This is a genomic window from Microcystis protocystis FBCC-A270 (genome assembly GCF_050500235.1).
In the GTDB taxonomy this organism is placed as follows: domain Bacteria; phylum Cyanobacteriota; class Cyanobacteriia; order Cyanobacteriales; family Microcystaceae; genus Microcystis; species Microcystis ichthyoblabe_A.
The window spans coordinates 4518231-4536905 of sequence record NZ_CP191407.1 but is presented as its reverse complement, the minus strand read 5'-3'; the positions used below and the strand labels follow the sequence as shown (position 1 = coordinate 4536905).

The following is an 18675-nucleotide window of genomic DNA, read 5'->3' as shown; positions in this document are numbered from 1 at the left end:
GTGCGAATTTCCCGGAATCAAAAAAGGGGGTTAGTGGTGAGTCAGACCAAATATAGGTTACACTTCATCTTTAATGGGAAACGCTGTCATTCTTTGTAGGGAATATGACTAGACAAACCGCTAATCTCGGACAAACAGGAATTTCCGTCAGTGCCTTGGGAATTGGGACTTGGGCATGGGGAGATAAACTATTCTGGAACTATGGCAAGGAATACGGAGCTAGTCAGGTAGAGGAGGCCTTTAAAGCGGCAGTAGAGGCAGGAATCACCTTTTTTGACACTGCCGAAGTCTATGGACTGGGGGAATCGGAACGACTCTTAGGAAAATTTACCCAACAGACCGATATTCCCATCGATATTGCCAGCAAATTTGCCCCCGTACCGTGGCGATTGGGGGCGAATGCGGTGCATAATGCCATTACCGAGAGCTTAAACCGTCTAAAAACCGATAAAATGGCTCTTTATCAAGTACATTGGCCCTTCACCTTCCTAATTAGCCAAGAAACCCTAATGAATGCCCTAGGGGAAGAAGTAAAACGCGGCCGGATTGGTTCCGTGGGTGTAAGTAATTATTCCGCCGAGCAAATGCGTCAAGCAAGCCAGATTTTGGCGAAAAAAGAGGTTCCCTTAGCGGTCAATCAGGTGCAGTATTCGCTTTTGTATCGCAAAATAGAAACTAAGGGAATTTTAGCCACGGCCAAGGAATTAGGTGTCACCATCCTCGCCTACAGCCCTCTCGCTCAAGGACTACTGACGGGTAAATATAGCCCAGAAAGCCAGAATTTGCCCGATGGAGCCAGAAAAGTTGACTCGCGGTTCAAAAAAGAAGGTTTGGAGAAAATAGCCCCAATTTTAAGGGTAATGCAAGAATTGGGCGAAAAATACCAAAAAACCCCCGCACAAGTCGCCCTCAATTGGTTAATCGCCCAAGGGGATGTGATTCCCATTCCGGGGGCAAAAACTGCGGCCCAAGCGATTGAAAATGCCGGGGCGTTAGGATGGAGTTTAGAAGCGCGAGAGGTGACGCAATTAGAACAGATGAGCCGGCCTTGGCTGTAAAAATCAAAACTTTTAATTTTTGATCACCATTCTGGAAAAAGTCTCTAACTTTTTGGTGATCAAGATTAAAACAGGCTACAATCTTTGCATACTGCTGTACTACTTAAGAAAACTGGGGAGAAAATTAATGGCGACAATGACAAATAATTCCGATCGAGATAAGGCCTTAGGTTTAGTCTTAAATCAAATCGAGCGCAACTTTGGCAAAGGTTCGATTATGCGTTTAGGAGACGCCACCCGGATGCGGGTGGAAACCGTGCCTAGTGGTGCTTTAACCCTAGATATGGCGTTGGGTGGCGGTTTACCGAAGGGCCGCATCGTCGAAATTTACGGGCCGGAAAGTTCTGGAAAAACCACCTTAGCCCTCCATGCGATCGCAGAAGTGCAGAAAGCTGGGGGAGTGGCGGCCTTTGTCGATGCGGAACACGCTTTAGATCCCACCTATTCGGAAGATTTAGGGGTAGATATCAATAATTTACTGGTAGCACAACCGGATACGGGGGAGGCAGCCTTAGAAATAGTTGACCAGTTAGTGCGTTCTTCGGCCGTGGATATCGTCGTCATCGACTCGGTGGCCGCTTTAGTGCCGCGGGCGGAAATTGAGGGGGAAATGGGGGATAATCAGGTGGGTTTGCAGGCCCGTTTGATGAGTAAAGCCCTGCGAAAAATTGCCGGTAATATTGGTAAATCCGGTTGTGTGGTGATTTTCCTCAACCAACTGCGGCAAAAAATCGGTGTCACCTACGGCAATCCTGAAGTGACCACTGGAGGAACGGCCTTAAAATTTTATGCCTCGGTACGTTTAGATATCCGTCGCATTCAAACTTTGAAAAAAGGCACGGAAGGGGAATACGGAATTCGGGCTAAAGTTAAGGTGGCTAAAAATAAAGTCGCGCCTCCTTTCCGGATTGCTGAATTTGATATTATCTTCGGTAAAGGCATTTCCCAGGTGGGTTGTATGCTCGATATCGCCGAACAAACTAACGTGGTTACTCGTAAAGGGGCATGGTATAGCTATAATGGCGAAAATATTGCCCAGGGTCGCGATAATGCCGTTAAATATCTCGAAGAAAGGCCAGAAGTAGCGGCAGAAATTGAGAAGTTATTGCGGGATAAATTAGACATGGGTTCGGTTCCTTTACCCACGGAACCGGCCGATGAAGACGAGGAGGACGATCTGGAACCAGAAATCTAAAAGAAGACGGTTTTAAGTCTTGGTTATCCCCCTATTTTGGGGGATTTTTTAGCTTCAGAATCGATAGATTTAGCGGCTTCTAACCATGATTGTAAACCTTTTTTAGTCGGTGTTCCTTTAGTGGTAAAAGTCCATAGATCTCGTTTATGTTGGGGTCCATAGCTGATATGAATTGGGCGATTAATTCCGTAAAAATAGAGAGAATCAAAGGGTAATTTTGCGGTTAAAATCCAATCTATCAGGCGATCGCTAGTTAAATTGATAATCCGAAAATCACAGGCTGCCCCCAATCGCTGACAATAATATTGACCCTTTTGATTAATTTCGTGGCCGCAATGTTGATCACGACTGGGATCGATTCTACCGTTTTTTAAGCCAGTGATCGGGTCTTTTTTTTGGAGAAATTTTCTCAGATCATTGGAACAAAATCCGTAGGTTAATTGGAATCTTTCTCGACCAAAATTATCAATAATTGGATCTATAATAAAGTGAGCGAGATTTTGCCAAGCGGTTATCGTTGCAGGATTTTTTGGATAGGGATCGATTTGTGATGCATACTTTTGATAGGTTTGGGAACAGGTAGATAATTCTTCTAGGGTTAAATATTTACCAATTAACATAATCAGTTATCAGTTTTTTAGCTATATCCTATCACTCCATTTAGCTATTTTGCCAAAGCTGCTTTTTTGCGACCATAATAAACAGCGACAAAAGCGCTGACATACATCCATAAACTATAGACCATTGCGGGAATGGCTAGCTCGGGATTCTTTAATAAACCGGCAGTAATGCCAATAGCTAAAGTGCCGCTTTGAATACCCACTTCAATTGCGATACAAATTCTTTGGGCAATAGTTAATTGAAATAAACGACCACTGAAAAAGCCAATTAGGGAAGCAATCGTGTTTAAAATAATCACTGCCAGGCCAGTTTGAGCGATAAATAAAGGTAAACGTTCCCATTCTCTCAGGATTAATAAGAAGATAATAACTGCTAGAAAAATCACAGCCAAACGATTAGTTATCGGTTCCAGACTTTTCGCCAGTAAAGGGAAGTAATGGCGGATGGTCATACCCATAACCATGGGTAAAACTATAATCAAAAATATCTGCGCCATAGTGGAACCAATGGGTAGGGAGATGGCGGCACTTTCTCCCATAAAATGCTGGAGAATGAAACTAGCTAAAAAAGGTATTGTGAAAATGGTGATGATGCTGCTAAAAGCGGTTAAAGTAACAGAAAGAGCCACATCTCCCTTAGCTAAATAGGTTAAAACATTGGAGGAAGGGCCGCTGGGGCAAATGGCGACAATCATTAAACCGACGGCAATTTCTGGCCGGAGAGGCAAAAGAGAAACAATAATAAAGCCGACGATCGGTAGAATAATAATTTGATTGACTAAACCGATCAGGACTGCTTTGGGATAACGGGTGATACGCTGAAAATCGGCGAGAATTAATCCTAATCCCATGCCTAACATTAAAACGCCTAGGGCAACGGGTAAGAGGATATTAGTAAAAAAGTTGGCTTGCATGGGATAAAAGCGGAGAAGATGAGCTTATTTTCCCATAATTCGTGTCCCTAGTTCTCGATTTTGCTGACTACCCCAGTGTGCAGGGGAGATTAAATTGTGGGAGAAATCCAACCTTGGGGATTTTAGTCCAGTTTCCCTTGCCGATCCGGGATGATATCCTCGTCTTACTTCAGTTGCTTGGTGGCAACCATGGGATCACAGCTAGGGAACTGCTGATGCGACTGCCACTTTCGACATCACCAATGCCTAGGGAATTTTGCCGCAGGACTTCCATCAAGAATAACGAGGGCAAATTTTCCTTCTAAATCCCGCCGTCCTTGAATTCCTTTCTGTTGATAAATTGCTAGGGCGATCAAGGTGGTAGATTTTTGGTGAACGATAGGTGAGTTTTTGCGGTGTTTTCCCTTCTAGATCGAGGGACAGTTTTTTGTCATCTAAGTTGTGTGTAAACATAGCAACCCTCCAGATCTCTACAGTTCTATTGTACCTTTATCCCTGGTTCGAGCGCCGGGGACTGTAATAATGTGTATTATTCGTCAGACAAGACTCAACCGTTGTTTGTTTTAAATGTAGTCGCAAGTGTGAGCGGATTAATTTTCCTGAGCTTGTTCACCGATTCCCTCAGCACGATTACCGGTTTACTCTTTGCTTCTTTGCGCGATCGAGTTCGAGGATTTGTTCAGGGTAAAGTAATTGATAAAGTAGCTAATTTACCCGATATAACTCTCTTTGATAATCCCGATTGATTGAACTTAATTAAGTTAAGAGAAAAAGGGTTAAATCCTCTAAAATAATTATCCTTAGCATGGCTCATTTTTGAGTAAAAGACTGGCTCCCTTGCTGCTAATCGAGAATAGGAACTCTATCAATAGTAATTAGTCATCGATTAGCTCTTTGTCAAGCGGAACTGATGAGCAAACGAGGACAATATCACCCTAATAGTTATCAATCTAAAAAACCCCGGTGTGCAGGGGAGGTTAAATTGTGGGAGAAATCCAATCATGAGGATTTTTGTCTGGTTTCCCTCTCTCGCTCTGGAGTGAGAGAATAGTCATAGCCAGTTTTTTTGTCCCGATTGAGAGTATTTTCTGAGATAGATCATTGTGATCTAGGGATAAAAAACGGTAATTTTGCCCGATATAACCTTTTATTTGCTCCTATGACTGTCAAAATCGCTCTTAACCCCAATCAGATTCAAAATCTCGATCTCTCATCTTTAGAGACTATTATTCAAGATTATCAGTCGCGGGCAGCGATCGCAAAATTGGAACAAGCTCTACAATTAGAGATAGATTATCCTCGTGCGGAGGGTGATATGCGGGAATTATCGGAGATACCGGAAGTCAGGCTGTGGTTTTTGCGTTTGGATGCAGTTTATCCTTGGTTAATCTTTATTCTTGACCCAAAACAGGGAGAAATCGCCCGTTATGCTGCTATGTTGGTCCCCCATCAATTCCATCGCGGGGAAGGAATTCAATATAATCCCGAAGCTTTAGAGATTTTTGTGATGCAAAAACTCTTTATTTTGTCTGATTGGCTGAAAAGTCAGCAAATTCCTGCTTTATCTCGCTTAAAATTTTTCGCTCAACAGTTTGGTTACGATATCGACGAGGAATTTCTCTCTAGTCTCTAAAAGCTTCCTGCGCTGACTAGATAAGGTATTTTAAATATATGGCAAGCTACTGTCTCGCCCAATTTAGCACCACCAATACCCCTATCAGAGAATCATGGATACAAAATCCTTTAAACGCACCCTACAGCAATCGGATAACTATAACCGCAAGGGATTCGGTCACAAAGAAGAAGTAATGGATGCGATGACCAATGAGTATCAAAGCGACCTGATCCAAGAAATTCGTGAAAATAATTACCGTTTACAACGGGGTGAGGTGACGATCTATCTCGCTCAAGCTTTTGGTTTTTGTTGGGGGGTAGAACGCGCTGTTGCTATGGCCTACGAAACTCGTCAACATTTTCCCCAGGAACGTCTCTGGATTACTAACGAAATTATTCACAATCCCTCGGTTAATCAGCGTCTGCGCTCCATGGCCGTGGGTTTTATTCCGATGGAAAATGGCCAAAAAGACTTTACTGTGGTGGAATCGGGGGATGTGGTGATTTTACCTGCTTTTGGGGCCAGTGCCTCGGAAATGCAAATCCTTAACGATAAGGGTTGCATGATTGTGGATACTACTTGTCCCTGGGTTTCTAAGGTGTGGAATTCCGTGGAAAAACACAAAAAAAGCGACCACACTTCGATTATTCACGGGAAATATAATCACGAAGAAACGATCGCCACTAGCTCTTTTGCTGGCACTTATCTAATCGTTTTAAATTTGGCTCAAGCTAATTATGTCGCTAATTATATTCTCCACGGTGGTGATAAAAATGAGTTTTTAGAGAAGTTTAAAAATGCCCATTCCCAGGGTTTCGATCCCGATCGCGATCTAGATTATATCGGTATTGCCAATCAGACCACAATGCTGAAAAGTGAAACGGAGGAAATTGGCAAACTCTTCGAGCATACTATGTTGAGAAAGTACGGACCGATCAATTTTAAAGATCATTTCATGAGTTTTAATACCATCTGTGATGCCACTCAAGAGCGTCAAGATGCCATGTTTGAACTGGTGAAAGAACCGCTTTCTTTAATGGTGGTAATTGGCGGTTATAATTCCTCTAATACCACTCACCTACAGGAAATAGCGCTCGAGCGTGCCATTCCCTCCTATCATATCGATAGTGCCGAGCGCATTCTCCCCGGTAATCGCATCGAACATAAACCTTTAGGTGGCGATTTAATCATCACTGATAACTGGTTAAATGAGGGAAAAATTATCGTCGGAGTGACTTCTGGTGCTTCCACTCCCGATAAGGTGGTAGAAGAGGTAATCGAGAAAATTTTTGCGCTCAAATCTTCTTTAGTCCAGGGTTAATTAGCCAGGGTGAGAGCATCTCAAACGCTATTGACAATTGGCCAATTTTGTGATCCGCATGGGCAGTTCAAGTGATACCAGTCAATCAAAATAGTTACAAAATCGACTAAACGGGTCGATTTTTGCTTAACAATTGAGATGGCTAATTCTCATCAAATATGCCTGAAGCACTCTCCGGGTAAGCAACTCACATCAAGTCCATTTTGTCAAGGATTGTTAAGATGAGCTTACCCTGGTTATTTATCGAGCCTTTCGGTTACTTGAATCGCTGAAAAGCTTGGCTATGGTTTTTCTTTACCCCTGGACTAATTCACTACTTTTCTTTTCTATATAATCAACTTAATCGATGAATAAATTCTCTGTTAGAATCCGTTTTTCCCTGTCATTTATGTTTTCCCGTTCCCTAGAGTGACAGAAGAGGGATTAATGGTGAATAATCAAATGGCGGTCGCAATCGCTGCTCACCCATCCCTGACGCTGAAATTCCCCTAACAAACGCGTCACCGTTACCCTTGTGGTGCCGATAGCATTGGCGAGATTTTGATGGGTTAAACGTATCTTTAAACGACTGCCTTGGGCGATTGGTTCTCCCATTTCCCGCTTTAATAACTGTAGTAACTGCTGAAGACGTTCCTCCACTCGTTTCAGTCCTGCGATCGCAAGGAGCGATTCCGTTTGTTGTTGACGACGGATCATTTGATTTAACATCATCCTGGTTAATTCCGCCGAATTTTCCACTTCGGTGATCGTGTACCATTTTAGGTACAGTTCCGACAAGGCTCTGGCGTGATAAGATTCCAGATGAGTCAAATTTAAGCCGAAAAAGTGGGATGAATGAACCCAACCTAGTAAAATTTCCTCTCCACTCTCAGATACTTGACTTAGTTGCGCCATACCCCGATAAACTTGCCAGACTCCATCAGCCACCAGAGGAATATTCTCCCCGCGCTCATAAAAGTGGAGCCGACGACTCTCGCTATAGTCTTCTCGGAAGGGTGAGACGTTGGGATTATAGGTGAGCAACATGATCAAAGTTCTCCTAGGCGAGGGGCTAACAATTTTAACCCCACTTTACTGTATCAAGGTAAACATTAGGTAATCCCCAGGTTAACAGTAATCAGTTATCAGTGATCAGTTCACCGATTACTGTTTACTGATCACTGTTCACTGAAATAACATCCGCTGCCGCAGCTGAAAAACCTACAGATCATTAATTTAAAGCATCTTTAAGAGCCGTGCGAGCGGCCAGATGATTGCGGGTTGAGGTGAGAATTTCCGATTCTCGTTGGAGACGACTGACTGTATCGAGCATTTCTAATAAAGCTTGTTGTTCCCCGGCCACACCGTAGAGATTACCCGCCACCCAGTAGGATAATTCCAGGGGAAGACTAGGCAAATCGTCGGGGAGTTCAATTTTTTGAGCGGTTAATTTGGCTGATAGATGAACCACGTCCCGCAGCAGTCGATCCACTTCTTTGGCCAGAGGTCGCAGATCTTGGGTGGTGGGGACATCTTCAATCCACTCCACTAAACCGACACGATAGGGTTTTTCCCGGACGTATTCTAGGACACGGAAGCGCTGTTGACCGATGGTGAGAATTTTTAAGCGATCATCTGGAAGACGTTGACAACGGACAACTTCCGCACAACTGCCCACTTTAGCGATTTCTCCCGTGGCCGGATCTACCATTAAGACCCCAAAACGGCGATCTTCTTCCAATATCGTATTCATCATAATCCGATAGCGAAACTCGAAGATGTGTAGGGGCAGGGGACGACCCGGAAATAAAACAACTTCGGGTAGGGGAAAGAGAGGTAATTCTCTAACGGCAATGGAAGAAGTGGCCATAGGTTTAGTAAAAAAAAACCGATCTTCTCTTATTTTTACACAATCCCCCCTGAACCGCTAGGCAAGGGCAATAGACGGGAGACGGTCGTCAGCTGTGAGTTTTCAGTTCACTGTTGACTGAAAATACTTCCCTCACTGCCTACCCTGCGATCGCTATCTGAGAAAATTGCTGATTTTGTCATCTAGATTGCATCCTGATCGGAAACCTTTGGCTAATCTATGAGTAGAGATACTCAAACCTCCTCTTCATTGGTGCTTTCCTGAGAGGGGTGATTTTTTTCTCATAAACTTTACAATATTTAATAATTGTTGTAATATTAGTTAAATAACCAAGCTTCTCACTACTCGCCATTTATGCCCATAAAATCTATATATAGCCAAAAAAAAGACTATAGAGGCAATTAAATAGTCAATGAGATTTCTCTCTATAGTTGAGTAACCACTCACTTATCTCTTTACAAAACGAGAAAAAACTCTGATAGCATCTCCTTTACTGCCCTGGGGAAGCAATCTGAAAAACGCCATCAATCCCTGAATATCAACCCTCAACCGACGCGCACTCATGAAAACCTCGAAAAACCCCACCGATCCAGTTCGCGCCTATCTCAGAGAAATTGGCCGAGTTCCCCTTCTCAGCCATGAAGAAGAAATTCTCTACGCGAAACAGGTACAAAGATTAATTTTTCTGGAAAAAATCAAAGAATCCCTAAGGGCGAAACTCGGCAGCGACCCCAGCGATCGCCAGTGGTCAGAAGCGGCGGAAATTAGTGAAGAACAACTGCGTCGAGAATTGGGGGCAGGGGATTTCGCCAAACGTAAGATGGTAGAAGCGAACCTGCGTCTAGTGGTTTCCGTCGCTAAAAAATACCTAAAACGCAATCTAGATCTATTAGATCTGATCCAAGAGGGAACCATTGGGATGCAAAGAGGGGTGGAAAAATTCGATCCCACCAAAGGCTATCGCTTCTCCACCTATGCCTATTGGTGGATTCGCCAAGCCATCACCCGGGCGATCGCAGAAAAAAGTCGCACCATCCGTCTGCCCATCCACATCACCGAAAAACTGAATAAAATCAAAAAGGCCCAGCGTCAACTAGCTCAAGATAAAGGTCGCGCTGCCACCATTGCCGAATTAGCCGAGGAATTAGACTTAACTCCTAAACAGGTGCGAGACTACTTGGAAAGGTCCCGTCAACCCCTTTCCCTTGACTTAAAGGTGGGGGACAATCAAGACACGGAATTAGGGGAACTCTTGGAAGATACGGGACTTTCCCCGGAAGATTACACTGCCTATTCTTCCCTGCAAGTGGACTTAGAAAAACTGATGGCAGACCTCACCCCTCAACAAAAAGAAGTGATTTGTCTGCGTTTTGGTTTAGATAATGGGCAGCCCCTCACCCTAGCAAAAATTGGCGTTCGACTCAATATCAGTCGTGAACGCGTCCGTCAGATCGAACGAGAAGCGATCGCTAAATTAAGAAAACGCAAGGCCAAGATCAGAGAATATCTAGCTAGTTAGGGTTTGCGGCAAAAAGCTGTTCGTGGGGACAGGGTGTAGGGTGTGGGGTGTAGGGTGTGGGGTGTGGGGTGTGGGGAGAATAAATAAAATAATCTCCTATCTCCTGACTCCTGAATACTGACTCCTGCCGACGGCCTCCTGCCTTCGTTAAGGGTCAAATTGATCGTCTGAATAACAGCGAGAAAAATGACCCATTTCTAGATTTATCGGCGACTTTTCTCGGCTCTTATTTCTCTACTTCTTCATATTTTTTCAAAAAGAGAGCTAATTTTTCTTTAGTGGCGACGGGAACAGAATCTAGACGGGTAAGAATAGCGTATTTAAGGGCAGAATGAGCGGCGGAAACGGGGGGATTAGCTGCTAGACGGCGCACCGTTTCTTGGATAACTTTTTGGGCATTAATAGCGTTATGGTGGAGATTTTCGATCACCATTTCTACCGTGACATGATCGTGATCGGGATGCCAACAATCGTAATCGGTAACTAGGGCTAAGGTAGCGTAGGCAATTTCCGCTTCTCGGGCTAATTTTGCCTCGGTTAAATTGGTCATACCGATGACGGTTGCGCCCCAACTTCTATAGAGATTTGATTCCGCTTTAGTAGAAAAAGCCGGCCCCTCCATACAGATGTATGTACCCCCCCGATGCAGGGTAACTTCTGGTAGGTTTAAACTAGCGACGGCATCCCCTAAAATGTTTGCTAATTGGGGACAAATGGGATCACCAAAGGCCACGTGGGCAACAATTCCTTCCCCAAAAAAAGTCGCTATTCTCTCTTTAGTTCTGTCAATAAATTGATCGGGAATGACTAAATCTAGGGGTTTAACTTCGGCTTTGAGGGAACCAACGGCCGAAGCGGAAATAATATATTCAACCCCTAATTGTTTGAGAGCGTGAATATTAGCTCGAAAGGGTAATTCGGTCGGTAAAAAATGGTGACCTCTGCCATGACGCGCTAAAAAGGCAACTTCTGTTCCCTCTAAAGTACCGAGAATTAAAGCATCGGAAGGAGAACCAAAAGGAGTATCGAGGGATACTTCCCGCACATCCTTGAGGGCATCCATTTTATACAAACCACTGCCGCCAATGATGCCAATTTTTACCGTCGTCATAGTCTTGGAAAGAATTAGTTATCGTTGCCTTGATGTTACCACAATTGAGCGATCGAACTATGATAATTTTTCCGTTAAGACCCTACTTTTTCTTTTTCTTGCCTTTGAGAGAACCATTAATTAAACCATTAAAGCCATAAATTTCTTCAGTACCTGCGATGGTAACTAATTCCACCTCTTTCGTGTCTCCCGGTTCAAATCTAACGGACGTACCTGCGGGAATATTCAGATGGGTTCCTTTGGTTAATTCGCGCTGGAACTCCAGGGCCTGGTTAACTTCATAAAAATGATAGTGGGAACCCACTTGAATCGGTCGATCGCCTGTATTAGCCACAGAGATACGCAGGGTGTCGCGACCGACATTAATCTCGATCGCTCCGGATGGTGTGATAATTTCTCCCGGAATCATAACTGCTAAAAATCTCCTGTTAGTGAATGGGATTGTGAACGGTAACTAATTTAGTACCATCGGGAAAAGTCGCTTCGATCTGTACTTCCGTAATCATTTCCGGGATGCCTTCCATTACCTCCTCGCGGGTTAACAAAGTGGTGCCGTAACTCATCAATTCAGCGACGCTACGACCTTCCCTCGCACCTTCGAGGATGGCGGCGCTAATATAGGCGATCGCTTCGGGATAATTTAACTTGATACCACGGTTTTTGCGTCTTTCGGCGAGCAGTGCCGCCGTGAAAATGAGTAATTTATCTTTTTCTTGGGGCGAAAGTTGCATAGATGGGCCTTTTTTCACACAGATGCCTAGGGTTATTGTAGTTGTTGGCGGGATAGTTGTAGCGATCGAGTTGTGAAATTTTATTTACTTAGCCTGCTTTATTGATGAAGATTTGGGAAGATACTTAAAAGTCTTGCTAGGAAAGTCTTTCAGCGATCTGGCTAAAAAACGGCTGGCAATTGGTGAATAATTCAGGCTAGTGTCTCGTTCTTATTTGAAATAACTATAGCGTTTCCCAAGCTAGTGAGGTACACCTATTTTCTTCCGTTTTGCCTTTTGCATCTTGCCTTTTGCATCTTGCCTTTTGCCTAAAACCCATAACTTTTGTACCTCAGCAGACTGAAAAACGCTATATAAATCATGGCTGGATTGGAAGCCAGCCATGCCACCATTAATCAGAAACGGCAATGAGGCCTGTGGGGCGACAAATGACGGTGATTCGCAGTTAGAAAAAGACAACCACCGCCAACTCCCAGAGGAAATGGTTTGTCAAACCAGCAAGGGATGATTAAGCAATAAAATTAAACGCCAAAATCCCATCATTAAAGTCGTTATCACTGATATTGGGTAAGTTACCGGGTAAATCCTCAAAGCCAAAGATATTATTCCCCCTTGACCGTAAATGTTCCGCCCCATCGGGATTTGCCGCCCCAAAGGAGAAGTAGGCCACTTCATGACTTATATAGTTTTCTAGGGTAGCCGCCACGTTATCGGGATTCTTGGTCAAAAATGCCTGAACACTCCCTTGCAGACTTTCTCCCAGATTGCCCCCATTGGCAATCACAAAGGGTGCGTAGCGTCGCCCCCCTTCCAACAACACATCCCCAAATTCAGCGGCGGTGGTGCTTTGGTTTGCCCCTTCCCCACTGGCCCGCAAAAAGAAGTTATTCACTGCTTGACTTAAGGCGGTACGCGCATAACCCGCTTGACCGGGTTGAATTAACTCTGTCACGTTGCCATCTCCATCTAAATCGAGGCTATCAAAAACGGCTCCGTTATCATCGGCCACTGGATAGAGACCGACAACGTTATTAAAGAAAGCTCCCGTCTGTCTAAGTCCTTCCTCAATGGCTGTCACCTGTATGCTACCGGGCAAGTTACTAAAGTTGAAAACCAGAGAACCTTGTCCATTACCCGTATTGTTAAATTGGAGGGCCTGGGGATTAACGGCTTGGTCGGGTAGATTGGTAATTTCTAGGGTGAAATTAACCGTTGCGTCTGGCGTGGCATTGGGAGCCGGGTTGAGGGTAGTATCCGTTACCGCAACTGTCAAGTTATAGAGGGATTGGGCTTCAAAATCAGCCTTACCGATGAAGAATAATTCCCGGCCACGAATCTGGAAACTGCTCTGATCACTGCCCAACAAAGAAAGGCTATTGGTCCCCAAGGCATCATCGCTGATCTGAATATCGGCAACTTTGACACCTTGACTGGTATCGGTATTTTCAGCGATCGCATTGGTGCTATTGGCCAGAATTAGGGCTGTGGGAGCTTCGTTGACATCGGTGATGTTTAAAGTGAAGGTTTGGGTGAGATCGGGGGTGACACCAACGGTTGTATCATCGACATTGACGGTGACTTCGTAACTATTTTGGGCTTCAAAATTAGGGGTAAAACCGACATAGAAAAGGGCTGAATTCTGAATTAAGAAGCGCTCCCTATCCCGTCCCGTGAGGAAGAGATTATTGGTTCCTAAACCATCATCTTCAATCAGGAGGTCGGCGACTTTAAATTCTGGTGTGACATTGACATTTTCAGCTAACTCGGTGACAGCATTTTGGAAAATTAGGGCTGTGGGAGCTTGATTACTAGGAGTTTCATTAACATCATTGACAGTAATTGTCAAGGTTTTCTCAAAACTGAGTCCCCCTTGGTCGGTGGTTTTTACTCGAATACTGTAACTATTTTTGGTTTCAAAATCTGGGGAATTATTAATCTGTAATTGATTCCCTACAATCGAGAATGCTGAGTTATCTGTATCTCCTGTTCCTGTAACTAAACTATAGGTAAAGGTATTACCAGTATCGGGGTCTGTGGTAGAAAATGTTCCTATCACTGTGTTAACAGGGACATTTTCATTTACTGTTGTCGCACTTAATGCTAAATCTGTGGGAGCTTGATTACCGGGAGTTTCATTAACATCATTGACAGTAATTGTCAAGGTTTTCTCAAAACTTAGTCCCCCTTGGTCGGTGGTTTTTACTCGAATACTGTAACTATTTTTGGTTTCAAAATCCGGGGAATTATTAATCTGTAATTGATTCCCTACAATCGAGAAGGCAGTATTATCTGTATCTCCTGTTCCTGCTATCAAACTATAGGTAAAGGTATTACCAGTATCGGGGTCTGTGGTAGAAAATGTTCCTATCACTGTGTTAACAGGGACATTTTCATTTACTGTTGTCGCACTTAAGGCTAAATTTGTTGGAGCTTGATTACCGGGAGTTTCATTAACATCATTGACAGTAATTGTCAAGGTTTTCTCAAAACTTAGTCCCCCTTGGTCAGTGGTTTTTACCCGAATACTGTAACTATTCTTGGTTTCAAAATCGGGAGAATTATTAATCTGTAATTGATTCCCTACAATCGAGAATGCTGAGTTATCTGTATCTCCTGTTCCTGCAACTAAGCTATAGGTAAAGGTATTCCCAGTATCGGGGTCTGTGGTAGAAAATGTTCCAATCACTGTATTAACAGGGACATTTTCATTTACTGTGGTTGCACTTAAGGCTAAATCTGTGGGAGCTTGATTACCGGGAGTTTCATCGGTGCCAATAGTGACAATAACTGAAGCTTGATCGTCTTCATTGGGATTATTGTTATTGGGAGTAGAATCAGGATCAGGTTCAGTTACTGCAATCACTTCAGCAGTATTAGAAAGACTTCCTCCAGAAGTAACTTTGGTAACGATATCTACGAAAGCTTGATTATCCTTGGCGATATTCCCTGCTTCCCAAATGCCAGATGTGGAGTTGTAAGAACCTTGTTGAGGATTTGACGAAACAAGAGTTAATCCTTGAGGCAAAACATTTTTTACCTGAATTGATGTTGCAGCCCCTGGACCTTTATTGGTTAGAGTTATTTTGAAAGTAACTAGGTCATCAATATTCGCTGTCGTTTTATCTGAAGTTAGAGAAAGTTCCAAATCAGCAGGTTGAATTGTACCAGGTGCAACGTTGAAACGCTGTACTACTGAGTCATTGTCTGGATTAAAGTCTGCTTGTGCGCTTGAGACTTGAATCAAACTACTGGTTGAACCCGAACCAACCAATCTGCCTGAAACAACTACTGTTGCTGATTCATTGACGTTAAGGCTGCCAATATTTGCAGTAATTGCACTGCTAGAAATACTTGTCGTACCTTTACTGGCAACAGCAGACACATCAAGGATATTTTCAAGGGGCAAGTTATCGCTGAGTGTGACTCCTGTTGCATTAGAAGCACCGATATTTTTAACGGTAATGGTGTAGCTGACTTGATCTCCTAAAGTAAGAGAATTAGTTACTGGAGTCACACTCACTTGTAGATCTACTCCAGTGGCTGCTGTTGGTGTGAGAGCAAGATTGTAGGTGGTGTCACCTTCGTATTGGGATACTTTTACAAAGTAGTCTCCTGCGGGTAATGCCGTAATATTAATATTTTCATCTTGATTGTCTGTTCCTTCAGAAAGCTGAATCACTTCATCAGAAGAGATTACACCGTCTCCATCTTTATCTTGAGACAATTCTAAATCGGCATCTGCTGATAAGCCACTAAGATTGAGGGTAACTCCACTAGGATTTGTCAGGGTAAAGCGGTAATAGTCAATCGGATCAACATTACCAACAAAATCGTTTTGGGTGGAAGCAGTTAAAGTGCCAAGATTGAAGGCAGTGGTAAGGGTACTACCTGCTTTATCAGGTGGAATAACTGACGGGGTTGCAGAAAGATTGAGGTTGTAGTTTGTATTACCACTGCTGCGAGAAAGCCAAACATAGTAAGTTCCCGCAGCTAACCCATTGATATCGATCACTTCTGGGTCATTTCCTTCAGCGTCCGATATGGCAAGAGTTTCATCAAAGTCAATGACCCCATTATTGTTAGTATCTTGTCCCAAAGTGGCAATTAGATCGCCCTGATCTAATCCATTAACTTCCAGATTAAAATCGCTCACAGTTGTCAGGTTAAAGCGATAATAGTCATCGGAATCAACCGTACCGATGAAGTCAGATCGGGTAATACTTCCATTGAGCGTTCCTAAATCCTGAGCATTAGTGGTAGTATTACCCGCATTGTCAGGGGGAACTGGTAGCGGGGGAACAGTTACAGATAGTCGGTAATCTATACTACCACCACCAGATGCCTTGGGGAAAACGCGGATGAAATAATTGCCTTCTGGTATATCAGTCAAAGATATGGAGTCTGGAGAAGTACCTGACTCTGTGGAAGAAAATAAAACATCATCATCCTGACGAATTCCATCACCATTGAAATCTTGAAATATTTCTATATCAGCATCATCAGATAGATTATCTAGAAGCAATGATAAGTTTCTAGTGGTAATAAAATAAGCCTCATCATAGTCATCGGGACTTCCCGGATCTCCAAGCGTGAACTTATAGTAACGCTCTGTATCGGAAGAACTCAAGTTTCCAGTTACTGTGGTTGTTCCATCAATTTTCCCTAGGTCAATAGCACTATCCAAAACACTATTTGCAGTTATAAATGTTGAAGCCAGAGGCAACTGAAAACTATCTTCAGAAGAAATATAAGTCTCATTTTGATTAGCTAGTCTTGGAGAAAAAGAAGAACTAATTGGCGAAGGTATGCCGAAATGAATATGATCATAGTGCGGTTTTGAGTACTGTACTACTCCAGTTCCTAAAAATCTTGGATCGTTGTAAAAAATGATAGATGCTCCGGTAAACGCATCTATTAGGGATTGGACTGCTTGTCGGGTCTGGGAATATTCAATTAGACCTGCAATCGCTGTTACCATTGTTGCATTGGTTTGTGAGGTAAGTGTAGAATAGCTCAATCCGTTTGCCCGATCATTAGGATTGTTAGGATCACCTGCCCTGTAAGAATTGCCATCTTTTACAACAATTTTTCCACCAGGAGATGCCACAAAACCATTCCTGACTTTGAAAAAGTAGCTACCTGGAATTTCATCTATATCAATACTGCGTCCAGCATCATGGGTTTTACTACCTTTTTTTCTCCCAGCAGAACCTGAACCATCTCCATCTTTTCCGGTAACCCCAGTTGAAGTTAGAGTTGTCCCAAAATTAGTAGACGCCCTTTGGATAAAACGACCGGACAAATCCATTCCATAGATTCTTGCAGTACCACTGAAAACAACTCCAGGAACACTCGTCAATAAATTCCACTTAGGTGCATTTGGAGAATTAATATAAGCATTAAAATTCTTAGGATTCTCAAGTAGGTTAAAGACCCTTCCCCTTCCCGAAGTGGCTGGATTCACTGCTATATCGTACAAAGTCTTTGCCCATTTAGTATTCTTCCCCGTTACTCCATCAACAACTAAAGGACTGCCACTGCTGTCAGGAAACCCAAGGTAAGCTAGTCGCTGTTGTTGAGTATAAATATCAAGCTTTCCAGTTCCAGTTTTTACTGGATTACTTCCATCAGTCTTAGAAAAACCATCGGTAACATTCACACTGACAGTCAGAGACTTCTGATCCTGATCTTCAACATCAAACGTGACTTGACCTATCCCAGGATGTCCCTTATCTTGACCATAACTAGAGATTGCACCATTTACAGTAGGGACATAGTATAAAGTTGTATATACACTCCCTACAATGGCATTTTCTCCTTTCTCATTAATCAACTTACCTTTGGAGGAATTTGGTAGGGATTTCAGCGTAACATTCCCACTTTGCTTACCTAAATCGAGTTTGATGACATCTCCTACAAGACCATTGAAGTTTATTTGAGCATTGTCAGTAGAAACAGAAAAATCCCAAGCTGTTCCTGATTGAGGAGCAGTAACAACGATATTGAGAAAGTCTTGCCCTTGCACTTGCTTAAATGTTACATTTCCAGTTTTACTTCCCGAAACAAGTCCTCCAGTATTGACAATGTCCTTTCCTGCATATCTGACCTGAAATTGATCAGGAATAGAATAATGCTCGTAGAAATAGGTAAGAGTAACATTTCTTTCGGTTTGTCCTTGGGGTAGAGGATCGAGTTGAAGAGTTTTGTTAGTTCCACCTACACCACCACTGCCCGAAAGACTGGCTTGCTCAATCAGAACTTCTTGCCCATCAATTACTACCACTGCATGATCATCTTCCGTCTGAATCCGACTCAACCCCGAAGGACTTAAACTTACCCCGCGTGCCAACGCCGAAAATAACTCCCCCTCATCCCCCACCGTATCCACCTGATTAATTTGAGCATCCACATAATGCCCAATTTCTTCTAAAATTACATTAACTATCGCTGCTGACGAGGCCGTATTTAAAAAAGATGCTGATAGATAAATCTTATTGGTACTGCTGGAATAGGCACCATTCGCCGTCCCTAAAACCTCATCACTGAGTACCTCAATTGGGGGAATTTGACTAAAATTTCGGCTTTTCCACTGCTGTTGTAGTTCTGTCGCCTTAACCACATCATAACTTGTGCCAAAAGCGATAGCCAAATTCGCCCAAAAGCCATCAGATTGAGCAAAATTGAACAAAACATCGTCAACAGCAGGAAGAATCGGCAAAAGAGAAGAAGTCATGACATTAAC

The 18675-nt window shown here is 43.3% G+C and carries 15 protein-coding genes; 7 read left to right on the top strand and 8 right to left on the bottom strand.

What is annotated here, in order from left to right:
• The first annotated feature begins 104 nt into the window (after positions 1–104).
• Positions 105–1058: an aldo/keto reductase gene (locus ACQY1X_RS22205; RefSeq protein ID WP_430015148.1), complete on the top strand. Its 954-nt coding sequence runs from the start codon at positions 105–107 to the stop codon at positions 1056–1058.
• Positions 1059–1185: 127 nt separating this feature from the next.
• Entirely contained in the window at positions 1186–2253 is a 1068-nt protein-coding gene (gene recA, locus ACQY1X_RS22200) for a recombinase RecA (RefSeq protein ID WP_002739007.1), read from the top strand.
• A gap of 23 nt (positions 2254–2276) precedes the next feature.
• On the opposite strand, the gene ACQY1X_RS22195 is transcribed toward recA, so the two are convergent.
• Together ACQY1X_RS22195 and ACQY1X_RS22190 are read right to left on the bottom strand one after the other, a co-directional pair.
• Positions 2277–2873 carry a hypothetical protein gene (locus ACQY1X_RS22195; protein WP_430013565.1) on the bottom strand — a complete coding sequence of 199 codons (597 nt, stop codon included), beginning with the start codon at positions 2871–2873 and terminating at the stop codon, positions 2277–2279.
• 44 nt (positions 2874–2917) lie between these two features.
• On the bottom strand, positions 2918–3787 hold the full coding sequence (locus ACQY1X_RS22190; RefSeq protein ID WP_430013564.1) for a bile acid:sodium symporter family protein: 870 nt from the start codon (positions 3785–3787) through the stop codon (positions 2918–2920).
• Positions 3788–4368: 581 nt separating this feature from the next.
• On the opposite strand from ACQY1X_RS22190, the gene ACQY1X_RS22185 reads away from it, so the two are divergent.
• The 3 genes from ACQY1X_RS22185 to ACQY1X_RS22175 all read left to right on the top strand — a co-directional run bounded on the left by ACQY1X_RS22185 (position 4369) and on the right by ACQY1X_RS22175 (position 6723).
• A complete protein-coding gene (locus tag ACQY1X_RS22185) occupies positions 4369–4533 on the top strand; it encodes a hypothetical protein (RefSeq protein ID WP_223210779.1) in 165 nt (54 codons plus the stop codon).
• A 413-nt stretch (positions 4534–4946) separates the two neighbouring features.
• A complete protein-coding gene (locus ACQY1X_RS22180; RefSeq protein ID WP_002738641.1) occupies positions 4947–5420 on the top strand; it encodes a CRR6 family NdhI maturation factor in 474 nt (157 codons plus the stop codon).
• 94 nt (positions 5421–5514) lie between these two features.
• Positions 5515–6723 carry a 4-hydroxy-3-methylbut-2-enyl diphosphate reductase gene (locus ACQY1X_RS22175; protein ID WP_430013563.1) on the top strand — a complete coding sequence of 403 codons (1209 nt, stop codon included), beginning with the start codon at positions 5515–5517 and terminating at the stop codon, positions 6721–6723.
• A 423-nt stretch (positions 6724–7146) separates the two neighbouring features.
• Here the strand turns inward: ACQY1X_RS22175 and ACQY1X_RS22170 are convergent, their stop codons facing one another.
• Both ACQY1X_RS22170 and ACQY1X_RS22165 read right to left on the bottom strand, forming a co-directional pair.
• On the bottom strand, positions 7147–7749 hold the full coding sequence (locus tag ACQY1X_RS22170) for a Crp/Fnr family transcriptional regulator (RefSeq protein ID WP_002748318.1): 603 nt from the start codon (positions 7747–7749) through the stop codon (positions 7147–7149).
• Positions 7750–7933: 184 nt separating this feature from the next.
• On the bottom strand, positions 7934–8572 hold the full coding sequence (locus ACQY1X_RS22165) for an LON peptidase substrate-binding domain-containing protein (RefSeq protein ID WP_002739408.1): 639 nt from the start codon (positions 8570–8572) through the stop codon (positions 7934–7936).
• Between the two features lie 562 nt (positions 8573–9134).
• Here ACQY1X_RS22165 and ACQY1X_RS22160 point away from each other — a divergent pair.
• Complete coding sequence (locus ACQY1X_RS22160; RefSeq protein ID WP_002739411.1) at positions 9135–10091, top strand: RNA polymerase sigma factor, RpoD/SigA family; 957 nt, start codon at positions 9135–9137, stop codon at positions 10089–10091.
• A gap of 226 nt (positions 10092–10317) precedes the next feature.
• Here the strand turns inward: ACQY1X_RS22160 and ACQY1X_RS22155 are convergent, their stop codons facing one another.
• The 3 genes from ACQY1X_RS22155 to ureA form a co-directional block, all read right to left on the bottom strand.
• Positions 10318–11202, bottom strand: coding sequence for an S-methyl-5'-thioadenosine phosphorylase (locus ACQY1X_RS22155; RefSeq protein ID WP_024970817.1), 885 nt, complete (start codon positions 11200–11202; stop codon positions 10318–10320).
• Between the two features lie 82 nt (positions 11203–11284).
• Entirely contained in the window at positions 11285–11611 is a 327-nt protein-coding gene (locus tag ACQY1X_RS22150) for an urease subunit beta (protein ID WP_002738732.1), read from the bottom strand.
• A gap of 19 nt (positions 11612–11630) precedes the next feature.
• A complete protein-coding gene (gene ureA / locus ACQY1X_RS22145; RefSeq protein ID WP_002738360.1) occupies positions 11631–11933 on the bottom strand; it encodes an urease subunit gamma in 303 nt (100 codons plus the stop codon).
• Between the two features lie 382 nt (positions 11934–12315).
• Between ureA and ACQY1X_RS22140 the strand changes: the two genes are divergently transcribed.
• Positions 12316–12441 carry a hypothetical protein gene (locus ACQY1X_RS22140; protein ID WP_002738347.1) on the top strand — a complete coding sequence of 42 codons (126 nt, stop codon included), beginning with the start codon at positions 12316–12318 and terminating at the stop codon, positions 12439–12441.
• On the opposite strand, the gene ACQY1X_RS22135 is transcribed toward ACQY1X_RS22140, so the two are convergent.
• Positions 12442–18666, bottom strand: coding sequence for a cadherin domain-containing protein (locus tag ACQY1X_RS22135; RefSeq protein WP_430013562.1), 6225 nt, complete (start codon positions 18664–18666; stop codon positions 12442–12444).
• Positions 18667–18675: the final 9 nt, after the last annotated feature.